This is a genomic window from Kineosporia babensis (assembly GCF_021129305.1).
GTDB classification, from domain to species: Bacteria; Actinomycetota; Actinomycetes; order Actinomycetales; family Kineosporiaceae; genus Kineosporia; species Kineosporia babensis.
Genome location: NZ_JAJOMB010000007.1, coordinates 129,862 through 152,758, shown reverse-complemented (window position 1 = coordinate 152,758; position 22,897 = coordinate 129,862). Strand labels below are relative to the sequence as shown.

The 22,897-nt window shown below is 70.0% G+C and carries 16 protein-coding genes; 7 read left to right on the top strand and 9 right to left on the bottom strand.

Annotation, left to right across the window (positions count from 1 at the left end; translation table 11 throughout):
* Positions 1 to 49 precede the first annotated feature (49 nt).
* The 5 genes from LR394_RS15160 to LR394_RS15140 are packed head-to-tail and all read left to right on the top strand — an operon-like array spanning position 50 to position 6,032.
* Entirely contained in the window at positions 50 to 1,045 is a 996-nt protein-coding gene (locus LR394_RS15160) for an ABC transporter permease (RefSeq protein ID WP_231442256.1), read from the top strand.
* Positions 1,046 to 1,083: 38 nt separating this feature from the next.
* The gene (locus LR394_RS15155) at positions 1,084 to 2,844 is read left to right on the top strand and encodes an ABC transporter substrate-binding protein (RefSeq protein ID WP_231442254.1); all 1,761 of its coding nucleotides are present in this window, start codon (positions 1,084 to 1,086) and stop codon (positions 2,842 to 2,844) included.
* Positions 2,845 to 2,898: 54 nt separating this feature from the next.
* On the top strand, positions 2,899 to 3,912 hold the full coding sequence (locus LR394_RS15150) for an ABC transporter permease (RefSeq protein ID WP_231442252.1): 1,014 nt from the start codon (positions 2,899 to 2,901) through the stop codon (positions 3,910 to 3,912).
* On the top strand, positions 3,913 to 4,983 hold the full coding sequence (locus LR394_RS15145) for an ABC transporter ATP-binding protein (RefSeq protein ID WP_231442250.1): 1,071 nt from the start codon (positions 3,913 to 3,915) through the stop codon (positions 4,981 to 4,983).
* Complete coding sequence (locus LR394_RS15140) at positions 4,980 to 6,032, top strand: ABC transporter ATP-binding protein (protein WP_331283069.1); 1,053 nt, start codon at positions 4,980 to 4,982, stop codon at positions 6,030 to 6,032. The genes LR394_RS15145 and LR394_RS15140 overlap by 4 nt, the downstream gene beginning before the upstream one ends.
* Here LR394_RS15140 and LR394_RS15135 read toward each other — a convergent pair.
* The 3 genes from LR394_RS15135 to LR394_RS15125 form a co-directional block, all read right to left on the bottom strand.
* Complete coding sequence (locus tag LR394_RS15135) at positions 6,022 to 6,744, bottom strand: 3-keto-5-aminohexanoate cleavage protein (RefSeq protein WP_231442248.1); 723 nt, start codon at positions 6,742 to 6,744, stop codon at positions 6,022 to 6,024. The two genes, LR394_RS15140 and LR394_RS15135, sit on opposite strands and share 11 nt — an antisense overlap.
* Before the next feature lie 76 nt (positions 6,745 to 6,820).
* On the bottom strand, positions 6,821 to 7,633 hold the full coding sequence (locus LR394_RS15130) for an inositol monophosphatase family protein (RefSeq protein ID WP_231442239.1): 813 nt from the start codon (positions 7,631 to 7,633) through the stop codon (positions 6,821 to 6,823).
* A gap of 109 nt (positions 7,634 to 7,742) precedes the next feature.
* Positions 7,743 to 10,262 (bottom strand): Tex family protein, encoded by a 2,520-nt coding sequence (locus tag LR394_RS15125; protein ID WP_231442237.1) that lies wholly within the window; start codon positions 10,260 to 10,262, stop codon positions 7,743 to 7,745.
* Between the two features lie 330 nt (positions 10,263 to 10,592).
* Between LR394_RS15125 and LR394_RS15120 the strand changes: the two genes are divergently transcribed.
* Positions 10,593 to 12,086, top strand: coding sequence for an MFS transporter (locus LR394_RS15120; RefSeq protein ID WP_231442234.1), 1,494 nt, complete (start codon positions 10,593 to 10,595; stop codon positions 12,084 to 12,086).
* A 109-nt stretch (positions 12,087 to 12,195) separates the two neighbouring features.
* Here LR394_RS15120 and LR394_RS15115 read toward each other — a convergent pair whose 3' ends face one another.
* The 5 genes from LR394_RS15115 to LR394_RS15095 form a co-directional block, all read right to left on the bottom strand.
* Complete coding sequence (locus LR394_RS15115) at positions 12,196 to 12,768, bottom strand: TetR/AcrR family transcriptional regulator (protein ID WP_231442232.1); 573 nt, start codon at positions 12,766 to 12,768, stop codon at positions 12,196 to 12,198.
* A gap of 12 nt (positions 12,769 to 12,780) precedes the next feature.
* The gene (locus tag LR394_RS15110; protein ID WP_231442230.1) at positions 12,781 to 14,412 is read right to left on the bottom strand and encodes an LLM class flavin-dependent oxidoreductase; all 1,632 of its coding nucleotides are present in this window, start codon (positions 14,410 to 14,412) and stop codon (positions 12,781 to 12,783) included.
* Between the two features lie 31 nt (positions 14,413 to 14,443).
* Positions 14,444 to 16,501, bottom strand: coding sequence for a CoA-binding protein (locus tag LR394_RS15105; protein WP_231442229.1), 2,058 nt, complete (start codon positions 16,499 to 16,501; stop codon positions 14,444 to 14,446).
* Positions 16,502 to 16,601: 100 nt separating this feature from the next.
* Positions 16,602 to 18,446 (bottom strand): gamma-glutamyltransferase, encoded by a 1,845-nt coding sequence (gene ggt / locus LR394_RS15100; protein ID WP_231442227.1) that lies wholly within the window; start codon positions 18,444 to 18,446, stop codon positions 16,602 to 16,604.
* Positions 18,447 to 18,547: 101 nt separating this feature from the next.
* Positions 18,548 to 19,975: an MFS transporter gene (locus LR394_RS15095; RefSeq protein WP_231442225.1), complete on the bottom strand. Its 1,428-nt coding sequence runs from the start codon at positions 19,973 to 19,975 to the stop codon at positions 18,548 to 18,550.
* 100 nt (positions 19,976 to 20,075) lie between these two features.
* Here LR394_RS15095 and LR394_RS15090 point away from each other — a divergent pair, with 100 nt between their 5' ends.
* A complete protein-coding gene (locus LR394_RS15090) occupies positions 20,076 to 20,798 on the top strand; it encodes a TetR/AcrR family transcriptional regulator (RefSeq protein WP_231442223.1) in 723 nt (240 codons plus the stop codon).
* Here the strand turns inward: LR394_RS15090 and LR394_RS15085 are convergent.
* Positions 20,795 to 22,858 (bottom strand): HelD family protein, encoded by a 2,064-nt coding sequence (locus LR394_RS15085; protein WP_231442221.1) that lies wholly within the window; start codon positions 22,856 to 22,858, stop codon positions 20,795 to 20,797. The genes LR394_RS15090 and LR394_RS15085 overlap by 4 nt on opposite strands.
* Positions 22,859 to 22,897: the final 39 nt, after the last annotated feature.

Genomic DNA, 22,897 nt, shown 5'->3' with positions numbered 1-22,897 from the left:
GGTCTGCCGCACCGTTCAGTGCTTCCGCCAGAAAGTGAGCCGTACCCGCATGTCCGCTCCGCTCGATGTCCCCGGGGGTGCCACCGAAGCCCAGCCGGAGGCGGTCCTGTCCGGCGCCGGGGTGGCCGTCCAGGGGCGATCGCTCACCCAGATCGCCTGGCTCCGGCTGCGGCGCGACCGCTGGGCCCTGGCCGGGGGCGCGATCGTGGTGTTCCTGATCCTGGTGGCGATCTTCGCGCCGCTGGTGGTGCGCCTCCTCGGCCACCCGCCGAACGAGTTCCACCCCGACCAGATCGACCCGAACCTGTCCACCCCGATCGGGCCCTACGGCGGGATCAGCCGCGAGTTCCTGCTCGGGGTCGAGCCGCTGAACGGCCGCGACCTGTTCAGCCGGGTGGTCTACGGGGCCCGGATCTCGCTGCTCATCGCCTTTCTCGCCACCGTGCTGTCGGTCCTGATCGGCACCGTCCTCGGTGTGGTCGCGGGCTACTACGGCCGCTGGATCGACACCCTGATCAGCCGCACCATGGACCTCTTCCTGGCGTTCCCGCTGCTGGTCTTCGCCCTGGCGCTGGCCGGGGTGGTGCCGGACAGTGCGTTCGGCCTGAGCGGCGACGCGCTGCGGATCGCCCTGCTGATCTTCATCATCGGCTTCTTCAACTGGCCCTACATCGGCCGGATCGTGCGGGGCCAGACGCTCTCCCTGCGCGAACGTGAATTCGTCGACGCGGCGCGCAGTCTCGGCGCCCGCACGCCGTACATCATGTTCCGCGAGCTGCTCCCGAACCTGGCCGCGCCGATCCTGGTCTACGCGACGTTGCTGATCCCGACGAACATCCTGTTCGAGGCCGCCCTGTCGTACCTCGGCGTCGGGGTCCGCCCGCCGACCGCGACCTGGGGCGGGATGCTCTCGGACGCCACCACCTACTACCGGGTCGACCCGGTGTTCATGCTCGTGCCCGGCATCGCGATCTTCGTGACGGTGCTGGCCTTCAACATCTTCGGCGACGGGCTGAGGGATGCCCTCGACCCGCGCGCCCGGTGAGATCCCGCGTCAACTCCACTAGTGAAGGTGGTCCACAGATGAGAAGAAGGCGCACGGTCGGCGCCGTCGCCGCGGCTGCCGCACTCGCGGTCGGCCTGGCGGCTTGTGGCGGGGGAGACTCCTCCTCCGACGAGAGCGACGGAAACGGCGGGTCCGAGCCCGCCTTCAGTGCCGCGACCGAGGGGATCGTCAACCCCTCCGACGCCAAGGGCGGCACCCTGCGGTACGCCAACGAGGGCGAGTGGGACTCACTCGACCCGGGCGACACGTACTACGGGTACTCGTGGAACTTCGCCAACGCGTACTACGCCCGCAAGCTCGTCACGTTCAAGAACGCGCCGGGGGCCGAGGGCGGCACGGTCGTGCCCGACCTGGCCACCAGCCTGGGCGAGTCCTCCGACGACGCCAAGACCTGGACGTACACCCTGAAGGACGGGGTGAAGTTCGAGGACGGCACCGCGATCACCTCGGCCGACATCAAGTACGCGGTGGAGCGCTCGCTCGACAAGGAGACGTTCCCGCACGGGCCGACGTACTTCAACGACTTCCTCGACGGGGTGAAGGACGGCTTCTCGGTCTACAAGGGGGACACCCTGGACTCGATCGAGACGCCCGACGACAAGACGATCGTCTTCCACCTGAACCAGCCGTTCAGCGGCTTCGACTACTTCGCCGGCCTGCCCGCCACCGCGCCGGTCCCGAAGGACTCGGACACCGGCTCGAAGTACAAGAACGAGGTCGTCTCCTCCGGCCCGTACAAGTTCTCCGACGTCCAGGACGGCAAGAGCTACACCCTGGTCCGCAACGACCAGTGGGACCCGGCCACCGACCAGGTCCGCCCGGCCCTGCCGGACCAGATCGAGGTCGCGCTCAACGTCCAGAAGGAGGACCTGGACCAGCGCCTGATGTCCGGTGACCTCGACGTCGCGGTGACCCAGCTCGGTGTCGGCTCCGCGGCCCGCGCCCAGGTGCTGGCCGACCCGGAGCAGAAGAAGCTGGCCGACTCGGCGCCGATCAACCGCACCTGGTTCACCTCGATCAACAGCGAGGTCGCGCCGTTCGACAAGCTCGAGTGCCGCCAGGCGGTGATCTACGCGGCCGACCGCACCGGTTACCAGACCGCGTTCGGCGGCGAGATCGGCGGTGGCGACGTGGCCACCGCGCTGCTGCCGCAGACCATCCCGGGCACCACCAAGATCGACCCGTACCCGGTCAGCGCGCCGACCGGTGACGAGGCCAAGGCCAAGGAGGCGCTCGCCGCCTGTGGCCAGCCGAACGGCTTCGAGACCAGCTACAGCTTCCGGGCCGAGCGTCCGGCCGAGAAGGCCGCCGCCGAGTCGATGCAGCAGTCGCTGGCCAAGGTCGGGATCAAGGTCACCCTGAAGCCGTACCCGCAGGACGACTACTTCTCGCTGTACGCCGGCAAGCCGTCGTTCGCGAAGAAGGAGGGCCTCGGCCTGATGGCCAACGGCTGGGCCGCGGACTGGCCGGACGGCTACGGCTTCCTGGCCCAGCTGGTCGACAGCCGGGTGATCCGGGAGACCGGTGGCGCCTCGAACCTGAGCGTCCGGGACCCGGAGATCGACAAGATGATCGACGCCGCGGTGAACGAGACCGACGAGACCAAGCGTCAGCAGGCCTGGGCCGACATCGACGCCAAGACCATGGAAGGCGCCTGGGTGTACCCCGGGGTCTGGGCGAAGGTGCTGCTCTACCGGCCGGAGACGCTGACCAACGTGTACGTCAGCAGCGGCTACGACGGTTACGACTACGCCGCGCTCGGCGTGGCGCAGGACTGAAAGGCGCTTCAGCACAATGAGTAAACGACGGCGGCGACCGGAAAGGCTTGAGCAGTGACCACGTTCATCGCACGGCGCATGGTCGCCGCCGTCGTCATCCTCTTCCTGGTCAGCCTCATCACCTTCGCGATCTTCTTCCTGGTGCCGAGGCTGGCCGGGGCCAGCGCCGACGACCTGGCCTCCCGCTACGTGGGCAAGTCGGCCAGTGCCGAGCAGGTGCACCAGCGGGCCGAGCAACTCGGGTTCACCGATCCGGTGCTGACCCAGTACGCCGACTTCGTCAAGGGTGTCTTCGCCGGCCGCGAGTACGACCTGGGTGGCCCCGAGCCGCTCGACTGCCCGGCCCCCTGCCTGGGCTTCTCCTTCATCGACCAGGACCCGGTGCTGCCGGACCTGATCGACCGGCTGCCGGTGACACTGTCCCTGGCGGCGGGGGCGGCCGTGGTCTGGGTCCTGGTCGGCGTCGGGGTCGGCGTGCTCTCGGCGCTGCGCCGGGGCACGGTCTTCGACCGGGCGGCGATGGCGGTGGCCCTGGCCGGCGTCTCGCTCCCGGTGTTCTTCACCGGCCTGCTGGCTCTTTCGGTGTTCAGCTACACCCTGGACATCTTCCCTCCGGGCGGCAGTTTCACCCCGATCACGGAGAACCCGTTCGACTGGGCCTACTCCCTGGTGCTGCCCTGGGTCACGCTCGCCTTCCTGTACGCGGCCGGGTACGCCCGGCTGACCCGCGCCGGGATGCTCGAGACGATGAACGAGGACTACATCCGCACCGCGCGGGCCAAGGGCCTGGCCGAGCGCACGGTGGTGCTCAAGCACGCCCTGCGCTCCACCCTGACCCCGGTGCTCACCATCTTCGGCCTCGACCTGGGCCTGCTGATCGGCGGCGCGATCCTGACCGAGTCGACGTTCTCGCTGCCCGGTCTGGGGACGTACACGGTGCAGGCGATCTCCAGCAACGACCTGCCGAAGGTGCTCGGCGTGACCATGCTGGCGGCCACCTTCGTGGTGATCGCCAACCTGGTCGTCGACATCCTGTACGCGGTGATCGACCCGAGGGTGAGGCTGTAAGTGACCGAAGTACTGGACGAGTCGGCACCCGCCGGAGCCGACCCGAAGCGTCCCTTCCTGGAAGTGCGTGACCTGCGGATCCACTTCCCGACCGACGACGGTCTGGTGAAGTCGGTGGACGGCCTGTCGTTCTCCCTGGAGCGCGGCCGCACCCTGGGCATCGTCGGCGAGTCCGGCTCCGGCAAGAGCGTCTCCAGCATGGGCATCATGGGCCTGCACCGGACCACGAACGCCCGCATCTCCGGCGAGATCTGGCTGGACGGTGACGAACTGGTGGGCGCCAGTGCGGACTTCGTGCGCCGGCTGCGCGGGCGCAAGATGGCGATGATCTTCCAGGACCCGCTGAGCTCGCTGCACCCGTACTACAAGGTCGGCGCCCAGATCATCGAGGCGTACCGGCTGTACAACGACGTCAGCAAGAAGGCCGCCCGCCAGCACGCGATCGACCTGCTCGGCCGGGTCGGCATCCCCGAGCCCACCTCGCGGGTGGACGACTACCCGCACCAGTTCTCCGGCGGGATGCGCCAGCGCGCGATGATCGCGATGGCCCTGGCCTGCGACCCGGAGCTGCTGATCGCCGACGAGCCGACCACCGCGCTGGACGTCACCGTGCAGGCCGGCATCCTGGAGCTGATCCGCAGCCTGCAGCAGGAGTTCAACTCCGCGGTCATCATGATCACCCACGACCTCGGGGTGATCGCCGAGGTGGCCGACGACGTGCTGGTGATGTACGGCGGCAAGGCGGTCGAGCACGCACCGGTCCGGGACATCTTCAAGGCCCCCGAGCACCCCTACACCTGGGGCCTGCTCAGCTCGATGCCGCGGATGGACCGGGCCCGGGCCGAGCGGCTGCTGCCGGTCCCGGGCAGCCCGCCGAGCCTGATCAACCTGCCCTCCGGCTGCGCCTTCAACCCCCGTTGCCGCTACGACGAGCGGACCGACGGCCTGGCCCTGACCGAGGTGCCCGAACTACGGCAGGCGCCCGGCAAGCCCGGCCACAGCGTCGCCTGCCACCTGCCCGCCGAGCTTCGGCGCAAGATCTTCTCGGAAGAGGTGTCACCGAGGCTGTGAGCACAACAGTTCCCGAAAAGCCGCAGGCCGAGGTCCTGCTCGAGGTCCAGGGCCTGAAGCGGCACTTCCCGGTGAACCGTGGCGCGCTGATCCGCCGCCAGGTCGCCGCGGTGAAGGCGGTCGACGGCCTGGACTTCAGCGTGCGCAAGGGCGAGACCCTGGGCCTGGTGGGGGAGTCCGGCTGCGGCAAGACCACCACCGGCCGGCTGCTGACCCGGCTGGACCAGCCCACCGAGGGCTCGATCACCCTCGACGGCAAGAACATCGCCGGGCTGTCCGAGTCGGCCATGCGCCCGTTACGCCGCGACGTGCAGATGATCTTCCAGGACCCGTACTCCTCGCTGAACCCCCGGCACACCGTGGGCTCGATCGTCGGGGCGCCGTTCCGGCTGCACAAGACCCTGCCGGCGGACAAGATCAAGCCCGCCGTGCAGGACCTGCTCAAGCTGGTCGGGCTGAACCCGGAGCACTACAACCGGTACCCGCACGAGTTCTCCGGCGGTCAGCGCCAGCGCATCGGCGTGGCCCGGGCGATCGCGCTGCGGCCCAAGCTGGTGATCGCCGACGAGCCGGTCTCGGCCCTCGACGTGTCGATCCAGGCGCAGGTGATCAACCTGCTGGAGGACCTGCAGAACGAGTTCGGCCTGACCTACGTGGTGATCGCGCACGACCTGTCGGTGGTGCGGCACATCTCCGACCGGGTGGCGGTGATGTACCTCGGCAAGATCGTCGAGATCGCCGACCGCGACTCGCTGTACGAGCGGCCGATGCACCCGTACACGCACGCGCTGCTGTCGGCGGTGCCGGTGCCCGACCCGGACGCCCGGGCCGAGCGTGAGCGCATCCGGCTGCGTGGTGAGGCACCGAGCCCGCTGAACCCGCCCGCGGGCTGCCGTTTTCACACCCGCTGCTGGAAGGCGCAGGACATCTGCAAGACGGTCGAGCCGCCGCTGGAGCAGATGGCGCCGGGTCACCAGAGCGCCTGCCACTTCCCGGAGAACGCCCCGAGCGACCGCCTGAAGGCGCACCCGATCCGGCCTACCGAATAAGGGCTTTCGCACTACGGACGAGGGCGGCGTTGCCGGCTACCGGCTCGCCGTCCGGTCCGGCGAGGGTGTCCTCCAGGCCGATCCGGGTGCTGAGGCCGAGCGTGGCGGCGTGCCGCAGCACCGGCCAGCAGGCGGCCAGTTCACCGTGCAGCAGAATCGGAACCCCCGGGTCGCCCAGCCGGCCCAGAATCGCATCCGCTTCCGCCACAGCGTTTTCCGGGCGTACGCCGATGATCTCGACCAGGACCCGAACCATCCCGGGGACCGGCTCTTCAACGAGCTGAGCAGCATCCCGCGTGGTCCACACTCCGGCCTCCACGCCGATCCCGGCGCCGTGCAGGATGCCGGCCAGCTCGACTGCGCTGGGCTCCGACAGATTCACGGACGCGAAGTCCGGCTTCTCGTCCGGACGGAGAACCACCCACCCCCGCACCAACTCGGCCCGCGCCTCCACGTCGCGCGCGGTGATCCACAGCCCTGTGGACACGCCCAGGGGGATCCCCGGACATGCCTGACGCACTGCGCTCACTGCGGCCGCAACATCTACGGCTAGCAAGGACTCGGCGCCGTCACCACCCCGCGGATGCAGGTGCAGAGCGTCAGCCCCCGCCTCCACCGCAGCCCTCGCTTCGCGGGCCAACTGCTCCGGGGTGGCCGGCAGTCCCGGATGCTCGGACAACGTACGTGCCCCATTGAGACAGGCCTTCAGCACAAGCTCCTCCTTGTCGGGTACCTGTGACTATCCGGCCACGACGTTCACCGTTCCAGTACCCGGGGCGGTGTCGTCGTCACCCGTTCAGGCCATCCCTGATCATCAGCGCGGTCTCCCGGTCGGGCGCCGCGATCATCGGGAGCGCATTACCCTGGGCCACCTTGTACGGACTGCCCTCCATGTCGATCAGCACACCTCCTGCGGAAGCGTGCAGCAGTACCCCGGCCGCGTGGTCCCACGGCAAGTCCCATGGAAGCAGCATCGCGGTTCGCCGCCCCGCCGCCAGATCCACGTAGTTGATGCCCGAGTAATCGAAGAACGACGACGAGACCCCTTGCGCGAAAAGCCGGTTGAACTTCGCGCGATGCTCTTCGACCCACCAGTTCGGCCTCGGGAGCAGCACATCCAGGTGCCGCAGCCCACCCGGAGCCTTTGCCACCCTGACCTGCTCGCCATTCACCAGCGCGGGGCCGTCAGCGGTGGCCGTCGCCATGAACTGCAGCAGGGGAGCGTACGTCCAGGAGGCCAGCAGTTCGCCCCCTTGCACCAGCGCCACCAGGATCGAGAACCGCGGCGAACCGGAAGCGAAAGCCTCGGTGCCGTCGACCGGGTCGATCACCCACACCGGATCCGGTCCTTCGAGCAGATCAAGGACGTCGGGGCTGGCAAAAGTGGCCTCCTCGCCGACGACTCGTGAACCGGGGACGAGCCGGGTCAGCTCCCTGGAGAGGAATTCCTCAGATCGGCGGTCGGCGATGGTGACCAGATCGCCCGGCGCCTTCTCCTCGATGTCACCCGCGGCCAGAGCCCCGAACAACGGCACGACCACCTCGTCGGCCGTGCGACGGACGATGCTTTCGACTGCGGCGATCCCCGATGCGTCAAGCATGCCGAAATGCTCTCAGCCCTGACCCGCCCAAGGACAGAGAACTCGCAAACGGCAGCGGGCCCAGCACCTCGGTGAAGGCACTGAGCCCGCTGCCGAAAGCCGGCCGGGCCTACTCGTTCAGCAGACCGGCCCGGCGCAGGGCATCAGCCAGCGCAGTGTCGGGCACAGAGGCCCCACCGCGACCACCCTGACCCTGACCACCGCGGTTACCCCGGTTCTGACCACCTTGACCGCCGCCCTGGCCGCCCCGGTTCTGACCACTCTGACCACCACGACCCTGGCCACCCTGACCGCCGCTCGGGCCACCACGAGCCTGACCGCCACGGCTCTGACCACCCTGACCGCCCCGGCCCTGACCACCCTGACCACCCCGGCCCTGACCGCTCGGCCGCGAGCCACCGCGCTCACCCCGATCGCCGCGATCCCCGCGGCCACCGTTGGGCGCCCCGACCTCGTCGTCCAGCCGGAGGCTGAGCGAGATGCGCTTGCGGTCGATGTCCACCTCCATGACCTTCACCTTGACCACGTCACCGGGCTTGACCACCTCGCGCGGGTCCCTGACGAAGGTGTGCGACATGGCGCTGACGTGGACCAGGCCGTCCTGGTGCACGCCGATGTCGACGAAGGCACCGAACGCGGGCAGGTTGGTGACCACGCCCTCGAGCACCATGCCCGGCTTCAGGTCGGCCATGGTGTTCACCCCCTCGGCGAAGACCGCGGCCTTGAAGGCGGGTCGCGGGTCGCGGCCGGGCTTGTCCAGCTCGGACAGGATGTCCTGCACGGTGGGCAGGCCGAAGGTGTCGTCGGCGAACTCGGTGGGGCGCAGCTTGCGGATCAGCGCGGTGTTGCCGATCAGCGCGGGCAGCTCCACCTCGGCCTTGGTGAGGATGCGGCGCACCAGGGGATAGGCCTCCGGATGCACCCCGGAGGCGTCCAGCGGGTCCTCCCCGCCCTGGATCCGCAGGAAGCCGGCCGACTGCTCGAAGGCCTTGGCCCCCAGCATGGGCACCTTGCGCAGCGCGGCCCGGTTGCGGAAGGGCCCGTTCTCGTCGCGGTAGGACACGATGTTGCGGGCCACGCTCTCGCCGATGCCGGAGACCTGGCGCAGCAGCGGGGCCGAGGCGGTGTTCACGTCCACGCCGACCGCGTTCACACAGTCCTCGACCACGCCGTCGAGCGAGCGGGCGAGCGCGGACTCGGGCAGGTCGTGCTGGTACTGGCCGACCCCGATCGACTTCGGGTCGATCTTGACCAGCTCGGCCAGCGGGTCCTGCAGGCGGCGGGCGATCGAGACCGCGCCGCGCAGGCTGACGTCCAGATCGGGCAGCTCGGCCGAGGCGTAGGCGGAGGCCGAGTAGACCGAGGCACCGGCCTCGGAGACCACCACCTTGGTCATCGACTGGTCCTTCACCCGGGCGATCAGCTCGGCGGCCAGCTTGTCGGTCTCCCGCGAGGCGGTGCCGTTACCGATCGCGATCAGGTCGACGTGGTGCGCCCGGCAGAGCTTCTCCAGCGTGTCCAGCGACTCGGCCCACTGCCGGCGCGGCTCGTGCGGGTACACCGTGCTGGTGGCGACCACCTTGCCGGTGCCGTCCACCACGGCCACCTTGACGCCGGTGCGGATCCCCGGGTCCAGCCCCATGGTGGCGCGGTTGCCGGCCGGGGCGGCCAGCAGCAGGTCGCGCAGGTTGGCGGCGAACACCCGGATCGCCTCCTCCTCGGCCCCGGCGCGCAGCTGGGAGCGCACGTCCAGCCCCAGGCTCACCGAGATCCGGGTCCGCCAGGCCCAGCGCACCGCGTCGATCAGGAACTTGTCTCCCGGCCGGCCCTGGTTGCTGACCTCGAACCGGTGCGCGATGTACTGCTCGGAACCGCCCAGCTCACCAGGGGCGGGCGGCGGGGCGTCGTCCGCCTCGAAGGTGAGGTCGAGGATCTCCTCCTTCTCACCGCGGAACATCGCCAGCACCCGGTGCGAGGGCAGCCGGGTGTAGGCCTCGGTGAGGGCGAAGTAGTCGGAGTACTTGGCGCCCGCCGCCTCCTTGCCCTCGCGCACGCTGGCGGCCAGCTGACCCCGGGTCCACATCCGCTCGCGCAACGTGCCGATCAGGTCGGCGTCCTCGCTGAACTTCTCGACCAGGATCGAGCGGGCGCCCTCGAGCGCGGCGCTGACGTCGGCCACACCCTTCTCGGCGTCCACAAAAGCCTCGGCGACCACCCGCGGGTCCTGGGTGGGATCGGCCAGCAGCCCGGTGGCCAGCGGCTCCAGCCCGGCCTCGCGGGCGATCTGGGCCTTGGTGCGGCGCTTGGGCTTGTACGGCAGGTAGATGTCCTCCAGGCGGGACTTGGACTCCGCCTCGCGCACCTGGGCCTCGAGCTCGGGGGTGAGCTTGCCCTGCGAGCCGATCGACTCCAGGATCGCCTCGCGGCGTTTCTCCAGCTCGCGCAGGTAGCTCAGGCGCTCCTGCAGGGTGCGCAGCTGGGCGTCGTCCAGGGTGCCGGTGACCTCTTTACGGTACCGGGCCACGAACGGCACGGTCGCGCCGTCGTCGAGCAGCCCGACAGCGGCAACCACCTGCCACGGCTGCACCTGCAGCTCGTCGGCGATGCGCTGTTCGACGGAGACTGTCACAGATCTTCCACCTCTTGCTGATCCTGCCGGGAGCTCTTCAACGATCACCGCAGACTCTATGGGGTAGCACCGACAGGACGAGGACCTGACGGCCTCCGGGGGCAGCAGGAGTCCGCCCAGGCCCGATCGGGTGCCCAAATCCGCAGCAAAGCGGATCAGAACGCGCCGGTTCACCCGTTCGGCCGCCGGATCGGGGAATACCCGCGCGCCCCGGCGACGCTGCACCCGCAAGTTAGTTGCCGTCTGCAACGAACTGCCAGCCTGCCTCCGGCGCCGATGCCGACGTCCTTTCCTTGAAACACCCGTAAGAGAAAGCGGAGCACAAGCTTCATGGCCGCGGTGAGCCCCCCGAGCACCACCCCCACCAAGAACCACACCCTGCTGATCGTCGGCCTGGCGATGGCGGTGATCAACGTGTCGCTGCTGCAGACCCTGGTCGTGCCGGTCCTGTCCCGGATCGCCCAGCAGCTCGACGCCGACCTCACCGCCGCCGGCTGGGTCCTGACCGCCAACCTGCTGGCCGCCGCCGTGGCCACGCCCGTGCTCGGCCGGATGGGCGACGTGTACGGCCGCCGGCCGGTGATGCTCGGGATCATGGTCACCGTGCTGATCGGCACGATGCTGGCCCTGTTCACCCACTCGCTGCCGCTGCTGATCGCCGCCCGCGTGCTGCAGGGCGCCTCCTACGGCCTGTTCCCGCTGTCCATGGGCGTGCTGCGCGAAGAGGTCCCGCCGCAGCGCCTGACCCAGGCGATGGCCCTGGTCAGCGCCACCCTCGGAGTCGGCGGGGTGGTCGGTCTGCTGGTCACCGGCCTGCTCACCCAGGGCGAGGCCAGCTACCGCCGGCCGTTCTGGTTCGGCCTCGCGATCACCGCGATCGCCCTGGTGATCGGCTGGTTCACGCTGCCGCGCAAGCAGGCCCCGAACAGCGCCACCAGCGTCGACTGGCTGGGCGCGGGCATCCTCGGGGCCGGCCTGGTCCTGCTGCTCCTGCCGATCTCGCAGGGCGAGAGCTGGGGCTGGGGTTCGCCGCTGACCATCGGCATGTTCGTCGCCTCGGTGATCGTGCTGGGCGCCTGGCTGGTCGTGGAGGGCAAGCTGGCGCAGCCGCTGGCCTCGCCGAAGCTGCTGGCCGACCGGGGCGTGGTCAAGGCCAACGCGGCCGGCCTGCTGATCGGCTTCGGCATGTTCTCCTCGTTCCTCGGCATCACCGACTTCGTCCAGACCCCCGACCGGATCACCGGTTACGGCTTCGGCGCGGACGTGCTCACCGCCAGCGCCGTGTACCTGCTGCCCGGCGGTGTGGTCGGCGTGCTGGTGGCGCCGCTGATCGGCGGTCTGGTGCACCGGGTCGGCGGCAACCGGGCACTGGCGATCGGCTCGGCCTTCGGCCTGGTCGGTTTCGCCGGCATGGCGCTGTGGCACACCCAGACCTGGCAGATGATCGTGTTCGGGATCCTGGTCCAGGTCGCCGTCACGTTCGGCTTCGCCACCCTGCCCGCGCTGCTGGTGCAGGCGGTCCCGCCGGCCGAGACCGGCGTGGCCAACAGCGTGAACTCGATCATGCGCTCGGTCGGCAGCGCGGTGGCCAGTGCGCTGACCGTCAGCCTGCTCACCGCCATGGTCAGCGACGTGCACGGGCTGCCCACCGAAGGCGCTTATGTCCTGATCTTCGCCCTGGGCGGGGCCGCGTTCGGGGTAGTCGCGCTGATCGGCCTGTTCGGTGGCCGCAGCAGTAAGCCGGTTTCGGTCCAGGAGGAGCGGGAAGAAGCGGCGGTCGGCCTGAGCGGCGAGTTCTCGCAGGTCTCGGGGCTGGCGCGCTAACGGTAGAGAAGTGAACTGTGGCCCAGGTGCTTACCTGGGCCACAGTTGTTTTGGGGCGGGGTTACAAAGCAAAGGACGGGGTACGCACCGAACGCTGCCGGCCGGCGGCTCAGGGGCGGGGTAGCTCGCGCAGTAGGGCCCGCACCTGGTCGAGCAACTGTTCGGCGGTCAGCTCGAAGGGCTCCAGATTGCGTTCCGCCCGGGCCATCACCACCGCGCCCTCGGTGGCGGCCAGCAGCAGGGTGGCGAAACCGGCCGCCCGGGGCGCCGGCAGCCCACCCCGCTCGAGCAGTTGGGTCAAACGGTCCCGCCAGCCCCGGAACACATCGGCCGCGTCGTCCAGCAGCCGCTTGGAATCCGAGGCCACCGTCACCGCGACCACCGCACACCCGGTGGTGCAGTCCGACCGGGACAGCAGCAGCCGCCAGGCGTGCAGAAAACGCTGGGTGACCTGCTCGGCCGGATCGCCGTCCCAGCGTTCCAGCCAGGCGGTGGTGCGCTGCCCGGCCAGCCCGAGGGCCTCCGAGACCACCTGCTCCTTGCCGTCCGGAAAGGAGTGGTACATCGAGCCCCGGGCCACTTTCGACGCGGCCAGGATCTCGCTCAGCGAGGTGGCCTGCAGGCCGCGCCGGGCCAGCAGACCGGCGGTACCCTCGACGATCCGTTCCCGGGCACCGGCCATTGCGTCATCGAATCACAGCTGCCCGGGGAAGAAGCCGAAACGCGCCAGCGGCTCGACGATCTGCTGCTCCTCGTAGGCCAGGTGCGAACGCAGCATGTCGGTCAGCAGGTCGACCGCGCCGTCCAGACCGGTGAAATCGTCCGGGTTGCGGACGTATCCGACCAGTGCGGAGTCGACTTCGGTGAGAATGTCGTGGATCGCCCGGTGTTCGCTCTCCAGCCGGTCGATCACCGGGGCCAGCCCGGTGTCGGCGGCGCGCAGATGCGGGAAGATCTGCGCGTCCTCGAGCGTGTGGTGCGTGGTCAGGGTGCGGCAGTAGCGCGCGCAGTAGGCGCCCAGCGTCCAGTCGTTCTGCCGCATCGTCATCTGGTTGATCTCCGAACGGGCCTGCCCGGCCGAGATCCGCCCCTCCTTGACCTGCTCGATCAGGCCGCGCAGCTCGTCCAGTTCGGAGCGCAGATGGTCGTGCACGTCGATCAGGTGCTGCCCGGCCGACTGGGCCATCTCGGAGTAGTCGTGCCCGGCCGGGGCCGAAGGCGCCTGCGGGCGGGTGGTTTCGTCCCACATCGTGCGGGAACTGAGACGGACGCCGTCGTCCCGCGTCGGTTGCGCGCGCAGTTTCGTAGCGTTCCCGGCCTTTCCAGCAACGGACGCTTGAGCGCCAGGTGCGCTGGGACGTCCATCATTGGGGGTATCCGGTGACGTCGGGGCACTCGGCGACCCCGCCCGTCCCTGATCGGTGCTTGCCGGGTTCCGCCGTTCTGTCTCGACGTTCTCGCGTACCGCGGGCGCGACTTCGGCAGCGAACAGGCGCATCGCCTGCGGGTCGTCGCCGGCCAGGACGAAACCGCTGATGCCGTGGGTGAGGGCCAGATCGGTCAGTTCTTCCACCCACTGCTTCGGCGGACCCTGCAGCAGACCACCGCTCGCGGCGCTGAACTGCCCGCCGATGTTGAGCAGCCGCCGTACCGCAGCCGGTTCGCGCCCGGCTTCCTGCGCCGCGTCGTCGATCCGCTGGTTCATCTCGACCAGATCGCCCGGCCCACCGGGCAAATAGCTCAGCGAGGGCAGCCAGCCGTCGGCCGTACGACCGGTCAGCGCCAGCATCCGCGGCTTGTACGCCCCCAGCCAGATGCCGATCGGATGCGCCGCCGCCGGACCCCGCTTGGCCCCGTTGACCTGGTAGTACTCACCCGGCACGCGAACCCCGCCGCGCTCGCTGGACCAGACGCCGCGAATCACCTGAATGGCCTCGTCCAGTGCCTCGACCGCCTGCTTGGGGCTGAGCCGACGACCGCCCGCGGCCTCGATCGCGTCCCAGAAAGCGCCCGCGCCCAGGCCCAGTTCGTAACGGCCACCGCTGAGCAGATCGAGCGAGGCGGCGCTGCGGGCGAGCACGACGGGCTGGCGCAGCGGCAGATTGAGCACGTTGCCGGCGATCCGGATCCGGCTGGTCGCGGCGGCCACGTACGACATCAGGGTGAGCGTGTCGAGGAAGGCCGGCTGGTACGGGTGGTCCTGGAAGGTGACCAGGTCCAGGCCCTCGCCCTCGGCGAACTGGGCCAGCGCGACGACCTGTTCGGCGTCCTGCGCGGAGGGGGTGAGGAAGGACCCGAAGAGCAGCTCGTGGCCGTAGTCGGTCATGGCTCCATCATGACGCAGTTGAACGTTCAACTCAAATGCTGCTGAGGCGCCGGGCCTGTGCCCGCACTGCGGTGCCGTCGGTCAGCGTGACCCGGAACTCGGCGAAGCCGCCGTTCACGAAGAGGTCGGCCAGACGTCCCGCAGCCCGGCTGGTGGCCGGCAGATCAACCGTGGCCGTGCCCGGCAGCGAGGCGGTGGCCACGGCAATCCGCTCGGCGTCGACGGGCAGGGGCACGGTTCGGGTCTCGCCGAGGACCTGCCCCCACGCTCCGCCCAGTCCGATGGTCAGGGCGGGTACCGGTCCGTCGCGGTGGGCGGTCATGGTCAGCGGAACACCCGGCCGGGCCAGCGCCTCGATCAGGAAGGCCGCGTTGCATCGGGTTATGACATCCAGATCGGCCGCCCCCGCCAGGAGTTCGGTGACTTTGCGGCTGACCTTGTCAGCGCTGTTCAGGGCAGGAGCGTCGGGGGAGGAGCCGGTGCCGGGCACTGAGAGGCGCAGAGTGACCGGAAAGCCGATTTGAGCGGCTGCCAGCGCAACCGCGGCGGCCACCGCCTCGTCCCCACGTTCTTTGTCCGGCACCGGCACAACCGCGTGCCGCAACACATCGATCCCAGCCTGATCCAACAACGCTTTGGCGGCGTGCTCGGCGATCAGGTGGGCGGAGGGCTGAGGTTTGGGCTCGCGCTCGGCCACCGTGGCGATCCTGGCCAAACGTTCAGGATCCGGCGCCGGCGAACGTAATTGGGCCATCGCAGCCATGGCCGCTGACAAGCCCGACACCGCTCCGGCCGGTTCCTGCCCCGGCATACCGGCCACGAGTAATACGTCCACGTCTTCGCGCGTACCCCCGCGCAGCGCTCCATCACGGGTGGCGAGCCACTCGGCCGAGTCTTCGGGGTGCAGGCCGGGTGGTTCATCCTGCACGTAGAGAACGGTGCCTACCCCCGGATCGGCGGCGACGGTGGCGGTGATCTCGGCGAGGGTGGTGGAGTCGGCCCACAGCTGCGTGGTGTGGTTCAGCGGATTGGCCGGGGTTGCGGTCCGGGGCAAACGGGCGGCCAGGTCCTTGCAGGTGCTCTTGGACAGCTCGGCGAGCTCCACGCCGTGGTCTTCGGCCAGGTCGGCGGCGAGCGCGGCGTCTGAGTCGGAGGAGGTGACCACGGCGACCGCCTTGCTGCTGCGCCGGCCCTGAGCCAGAGCCCGAGCGGTCTCCAGCAGCTGGTGCACGTCGCGGCAGCGCACTGCCCCGGCCTCGTCCAGCAGAGCATCGAGTACCGGCGCGGGCGTGCGACGGCGGCCCGTCCGCAGCACGGCCAGCCGGATGTCGGCCTGGGCGCAGCGGGCCAGTGCGGTTGCCAGCCCAGGCCCGTCCGGGATTCGCTCCAGGTACAGCGCTACTGCTCGAACACCTTCTGTCGCAGCTAGATTGCTGAGCGCGGCAGGAGTGTCGACCATTGACGCATTGCCCAGCGAGACCACGGTGTGCAGGCCCTGCCCCTGCCGGTGAGCGAGCATCAGCATGCCGGTGCTGCCGCTCTCGGTGATCAGCGCCAGCCCGTCGTCTCCTCGGCCGAGGCCCGGCAGGGTCACCGGCTCACCCCACAGCGGAGCCCGGCTGCGCGTGCTGACCAGACCGCTCGTGTTCGGCCCGATCACCGGCAGGCCGTGTCGGCCCGCTGCTGCGATCAGACGCTGTTCGGCCCCCAGATCGCCGGTCTCCCGGAATCCCCCGGCGAACACCACCGCGCCGCCGCAGCCCAGTCGCCCGGCCTCGGCCAGGTAGTCGGGAACGGTGGCCGCGGTGGTGGCCACGACCACCGCGTCGGCCGGACCGCCGAGAACTTCCAGAGCACCGGCCAGGTCCGAACGGCACGGCACCCCAAGGATCTTGCCGTGCCGCGGGTGCACTCCGGCCAGCCCGCCGCCGAATTCGGCTCTCTGCAGGTTGAGCAGGGTTTGCGCGGCGTAGGAGCCGGGACGGTCGGTGGCGCCGACCACCACCACCGAGCGCGGCGACAGTAACCGGGCCAGCGCTGGGACAGCAGCGTCGTCCTGCGCATCACTGGCCCCGTCCGTGGCTACCACGCAGGCAAGTATTCGCGGTTCGGTGGCTCTCAGGGGCGGGTTTGCGCGTCTTTATCCACGGTCTGCTACGAGCAGTGGCATTTCGTGAGCCGGCCGGCCGCTACTTCAGCGGCTTCTTGCTGACCACGGCGGCCGCGCCACCCCCACGCCGCGTCGGCTCCGCCGCCGCGACGAGGCGCTTGCCCGACAGGAACTGAATGCCCGTCGCCGCACCGATTTCCGGCGTCTCCTTCAGCGAGTGCCCGAGCGCGGTCAACGACTGGCCCAGCTCTCCACCCGTGATACCCGGCTCGGCATCGCTCGTGGCCCCGTTGCGGGACGACAGGCGCGGTGCCGCAATGGCATCCACCAGCGACAGCTTGCGGTCCAGGTTTCCGGTGGCGACCTGCAGCACCGTGGTGATGATCGTGGCGCCGCCGGGGGAGCCCAGCGCCAGGTAGGGCTTGGCGCCCTTGGTGATGATGGTCGGCGCCATCGACGAACGGGGGCGCTTGGCCGGGCCCGGCAGGTTCGGGTCGGGCACCCCGGCGGTCAGCGGCACGAAGTTGAAGTCGGTCAGCTCGTTGTTGAGCAGGATGCCGTAGCCCGGCACGGTGATGCCCGAGCCGCCGGTCTGCTCGATGGTCAGCGTGTACGCGGCCACGTTGCCCCACTTGTCGGCGACCGTGAGATGCGTGGTGCCGTGGTCGTCGCGGGGAGCCTGCTGGGCCACGAACGGCAGGGTGCAGTCGCCGTAACGCCCGTCCGGGCGACCGAACGGGATCGGCCGGGCCGCAGCCTTTTCCGCGTCGAACAGCTGGCAGGCCCGCTCGTCGGCGAAGCCTTGCGAGAGGAGCTGCTGGGTGGGAGTGCCGCCGAAGTCCCCGACCCAGCGGTTGCGGTCGGCGAAGGCGGTGGCACTGGCCTCGGCCAGGCGGTGCAGGTACTGCGTCTGCGAGACCTTGTTCAGCGGCTTGCCCGGGTAGGCCTCGAGCAGGTTCAGCGCCTCGCCGACCGCGATGCCGCCGGAGGAGGGGGTGGGCATGCCGTAGACGGAAAGGTTCTTGTACTTGCTGACCGTGGGCTTGCGGGTGAGCGCCTGGTACGACTTCAGGTCGTTCAGGGTGATCAGGCCCTTGAACACCTGGGAGCCGTCGGTGGTCTGCGGCTCACGCGCCGTCTGCACCAGGGCCTTGCCGATTTCGCCCTGGTAGAGCGCCTTCACACCCTGGCTGCGCAGGATCCCGTAGGACTTGGCCAGGTCGGGGTTGGTGAACGTGGTGCCGACCTCGGGAGCCTTGCCGCCGGGCAGGTAGATCGCCGCAGTCGCCGGGAACCTGGCGAAGCGCTGGGCGTTCGTGGCGGTCTGGGAGTGGAACGTCTCGTCCACCACGAAGCCCTGCGCGGCCAGCTTCTGGGCCGGGGCGAGCAGTTTGTCGAGGTTCCAGGTGCCGAGTTTCTTCGCGGCCTTGTCCCAGAGCGCAGGGGTGCCCGGGACACCGACCGACAGCCCGGAGTTGACCACGCTGTTGAAGTCGAGGGCGGAGCCGTCCGCGTTCTGCAAGGTGTTGGGGGCGAAGGCCTTCGGGGCGGTCTCGCGCCCGTCCAGGGTGGTGACCTTCTTGGTCTTGGCGTTGTAGTACACCAGGAATCCGCCGCCGCCGATCCCCGCGGAGTAGGGCTCGGTGACGCCCAGGGCCGCCGCGGAGGCGATCGCCGCATCGGCCGCGTTCCCGCCCTTGCGCAGCACCTCGAGGCCGACCGCGGTGGCATCCGGATCGACCGTGGACACCGCGCCGCCGTAACCGATCGCCTGCGCCTCCTTGGGGGCCGCGGTACCGGCAGCTGCAGCCGGCCCGGCCGCCGCCAGGGAACCGCCGACCGCCAGCACTCCCAGAACAGCCAGCCCCTGTCGGGTGCGGGACCGGGTGGCGGCGGGCATGGACGTTCGGGACCGGCGTGGCATCGGCTCTCCCTGCATCGGTCTGGCTTCGTCGGGCGCGGGCCTGTGGCGGAGCACGGAATCCGGCTCATGCTATCCGCTCCCGACGAAGCCCAGAAGGTGAGTCAGACCGCCACGGTCTCGTTCAGCTCCTGCGCATCGGGCACCCGCTGCCGCGCGATCAGCGCCATCCCGATGTTCACCGCGGCCAGCACAGCCGCGATCAGCAGACCCCGGTGGAACGCGTCGACCAGTGCCTCCTGCGCACTCGCACCCTCGGCCAGCCGGCTCTCGGCCAGCGAGGTGGACAGGGTGTTGACCACCGCCAGCCCGAGCACACCACCCACCTGGTACCCGGCCGACACCAGCCCGGAGGCGGTTCCGGCATCGGCGTGCGAGACCTCGGAGACCGCCGAGATCTGGCCCGGGACGCCCACCCACATGATCCCGAAACCGAAGAGCAGGAAGCCCGGCAGCAGTTCGGCGGCGTAGGAGCCCGAAGCTCCGGCCATGGTGAGCAGCAGCAGACCGCCCACGCTCATCACCGCACCGGCCAGGTGCACCGGCCGCGTCCCGATCCGGGTGACCACGCTGGAGGCCGACATCGCCCCGGCGATCGCGGCCACGCCCATCGGCAGGAACTGCACACCGGTCTGGATCGCCGACTCGCCGCGCACCTGCTGCAGGAAGATCGCGGCCAGGAAGAACATCGAGGTGAAGGCGGCGCCGTTCAGGCCGAGCGCGACCGTGGAGGCGCTCAGCGAACGGGAACGGAACATCCGCAGCGGCACCAGCGGGTCGGCCGAACGAGCCTCGGCGAAGACGAACCCGGCCAGCAGCACCACCGCCGCGCCCAGCGAACCGAGCACCTCGGCGTCGCTCCATCCGAGCGTCTCGGCCCGGATCACGCCGTAGATCAGCGCCAGCACCCCGGTCGTGGCCAGCACCGCGCCGAGCGCATCGAAGGTCCGCGGCGAACCGTCGCTCTCGACCTTGCTCTCGCGCACGATCATCGGGGTCAGGGCCACCACCAGCATGGTGATCGGCACGTTGACGAAGAACACCCAGCGCCAGCTCGCGCCGTCGACCAGGAACCCTCCGGCCACCACCCCGAGCGTGCCGCCCAGCCCGGCCAGGCCACCCCAGATGCCCAGCGCGATGTTGCGGTCGCGGCCCGGGGCGAAGGTCACGGTCAGGATGGAGAGCGCGGCGGGGGAGAGCATCGCCCCACCCAGGCCCTGCAGCGCGCGGAAGGCGATCAGGGCACCCTGCGAGTCGGCCAGGCCACCGGCCAGCGAGGCCACGCCGAACAGAGCCAGGCCGGCCATGAACAGCCGGCGCCGCCCGAGCAGGTCGGCCGCGCGCCCGCCGAGCAGCAGGAAACCGCCGAAGGCCAGCACGTAGGCGCTGACCACCCACTGCAGGTTCTCGACGCTGAAGCCGAGATCGGCCTGCAGGTCGGGCAGCGCGACATTCACGATCGTGACGTCGAGAACGACCATGAACTGGGCCAGCGCCAGCACGGTCAGGGTCGACCAGGGACTACGCCTCATGGCGTCCACCAATCCTGTACGGGGTACATGTACGGCATACATGTACCCCGTACAGGGAAGGTCTCGCAAGTCTCCGCCTGTACGGGGTACAGTCGACGGCGTGGCTGGGAAACGTGGTGGGACGGCAGCAAAAGAGCGGCTGAGCAGGGACGTGATCGTCGCCTCGGCGCTGGCCCTGGCCGATGCCGAGGGCCTGGACGCGCTCACCATCCGGCGGCTGGCCACCGACCACGGGGTCACCCCGATGGCCCTCTACTGGCACTTCAAGGACAAGGACCTGCTTCTGGACGGGGTGGTCGAGCGGGTTCTCGAAGGCGTCGAGATCCCCTCGTACCCGGCCGGTTCACAACCGGAGTGGCACGTCCGACTGCTTGACTGCTTCGCCGCGCTGCTGAACGCGCTGAACGAGCACCGCGAGGTCGCGGACCTGGTGCACCGGCGATTCCTGGGCAGCACCGCCGGGCTGGACATCGCCGAGTTCGCGTTCGCGGCCCTGCAGGAGGGCGGCTTCGGGCGCACCGAACGAGCCGAGATCGGGGTGCAGGCGCTGCACAACCTGGTGGTGCTGGTGACGATGGAGCCGGGGGAGCGGGCCCTGCGCGACAGCGAGGAAGAGGTGGCCCGGCGGATCCGGGAGAAGAAGGTGGTGCTGCAGTCGCTGGCGCCGGAGCGCTACCCGAACATCATCGACTGCGCCGAGTCACTGGTGGACAAGCCCGCGGACGAGGGCCGGTACCGCGGTCTGGGCCTGGACATCCTGATCGAGGGCATCCGGGCCCGGGCCGCTCGGCAACTCGCGGAACCGGCTGAGAAAGCTTCCTAGTTCAGCACTTCGGGCAGCGGCTGGTGGTGCACCACGGTCAGCCCGGTCACCGCCCGGGTCAGGACCACGTACAGCCGCCGCAGGCCGGTGCGCTCGTCCGGCTCCTCGGCCGCGATCTGGGTGGGCTCCAGCACGATCACCCAGTCGTACTCCAGACCCTTGGCCGTGGTCGCCGGCACCACGCTCACCCGCAGGCTGAGCGGGTCGACGTCGCTCTCCAGCGAGTCGGCCCCGTGCGCCCCGAGCACCGAGTGGGCGATTCCCGCCTCCTGCAGTTGCCGGGCGGCGGTCGGCACCAGCGAGTCCGGCACGATCAGCCCGATCGAGCCGAGTTCGGCCAGATCCCGCCGCACGGCGGCGAAGACGTCGGCCCAGCACTCCTGCGGTGACGCGCTGGTCACGATGCGCAGGCTGCCGGGCGAATCACGAACGGACGTCGGTGCGTTCAGTCCCGGGGCGATCGAGGGCAGCAGCTTGGCCGCGTAACGGATCACGGCGTCGGGCACCCGGAATCCCCGGTCGAGCTCGTCGATCACGGCGCCGACCTGGCCCAGATGCTCCAGCGTGACCTCCCACGAGGGCGTGGCCCACGGCGTGGTGCCCTGCGCGATGTCACCCAGCACCGTCATCGAACCGGTCGAGCAGCGCCGGCCGACCGCCCGCAACTGCATCGGCGAGAGGTCCTGGGCCTCGTCCAGCACCACGTGCCCCATGCTGGCCGAACGCCGGGAAAGATCGGTCAGCTCGTCCAGCAGCACCGCGTCGGCCGTGCTCCACTTCGCCGAACCGGCCGTCCGGGAGGGCCTGGCCCACAGCAGCAGCTTCTGCTCGTCGTCGCTGAGCAGGCCCTCGGCGTGCCGGGCCAGCACCTCGGCGTCCGAGAACAGCGAGTGCAGCAGCTTCTTCGGATCCACGGCCGGCCAGACCGAGTCCACGTACTTCTTCACCTCGCGGCTGCGGGCCACCGAGTCCTGCACCCGGTCGTCCGGCGAGTCGCCCGCATCCTCCATCAGCACCAGCACCGCGTGAGCGATCCGCTGCGGCAGCATCTCCCGGGCCGCCGCGTAGCGCACACCCCGGTTGCGCAGCTCGTCCACGATCTCGGCGAGCTGATAACCGGGCACCCGCCAGCGCCGCGAACCCCGCGGAAGCATCATCGCCTCAGACGGTTTGACCACCGCGGACCACAACGCCCGCCGCAGCACCTCGGCCATCCGGGCGTCGCCCTTCAGCCCGGCCACCTCCGGAGCGTCGGAACCCTTGATCGTGAGCAGGGTTTCGGCTCCGCCCGGTGAGGTGATCACCAACTGCTCGACCGTGGCGTGCCGCACCTGAGCCTCACCCAGGCTCGGCAGCACCGCGTTGACGTGCTCCAGGAACGACTCGTTGGGCCCGATCACCAGCACCCCGGCGCGGGCCAGGCGCTCGCGGAACGCGTACAGCAGCCAGGCCGCACGGTGCAGGCCGACAGCCGTCTTACCGGTGCCCGGGGCTCCCTGGATGCAGACCGAGGTGTCGAGCGAGGCCCGCACGATGACGTCCTGCTCGGGCTGGATGGTGGCCACGATGTCGCGCATCGGCCCGGCCCGGGGCCGTTCGATCTCGTGCGCCAGGATCTGGCTGCGGGCCTCGTCCGAGCCCGGTTCGGTGAGGATCTCGTCCTCGTAGGCGGTGATCGAGCCCTGCTCGATGCCGAACCGCCGGCGTCTGTGCACGCCCATCCGGTCGTTGCGGCCGGCCTGGTAGAAGGCGGTGGCCACGGAGGCCCGCCAGTCGATCACCACCGGATCGCCGTTCGGGTCGGCGACGTGCCGCCGGCCGACGTACCAGCGGTTGCCGTCGTCGTGATCGGTGCGGCCGAAGAACAGCGTGGTGCCGGGATCGTCGATCAGGGCCTGGGCACGGTGGTAGAGAGCGGCGCTCAGGTACTCCGCGGAGACCGCGTTGCCGCCCTGGACGTCCAGCGAAAGCACCTGCTGGCGCATGGTTTCCAGGTCGGCGCGAGCCCGGGCGAGGTACGCCTGCTCCGAACCGAGGACGTCATCAATCGAAGCAGACACAAGGGGGCACCCTACTCTTCGCCCCTGGGTCAGTCGAAT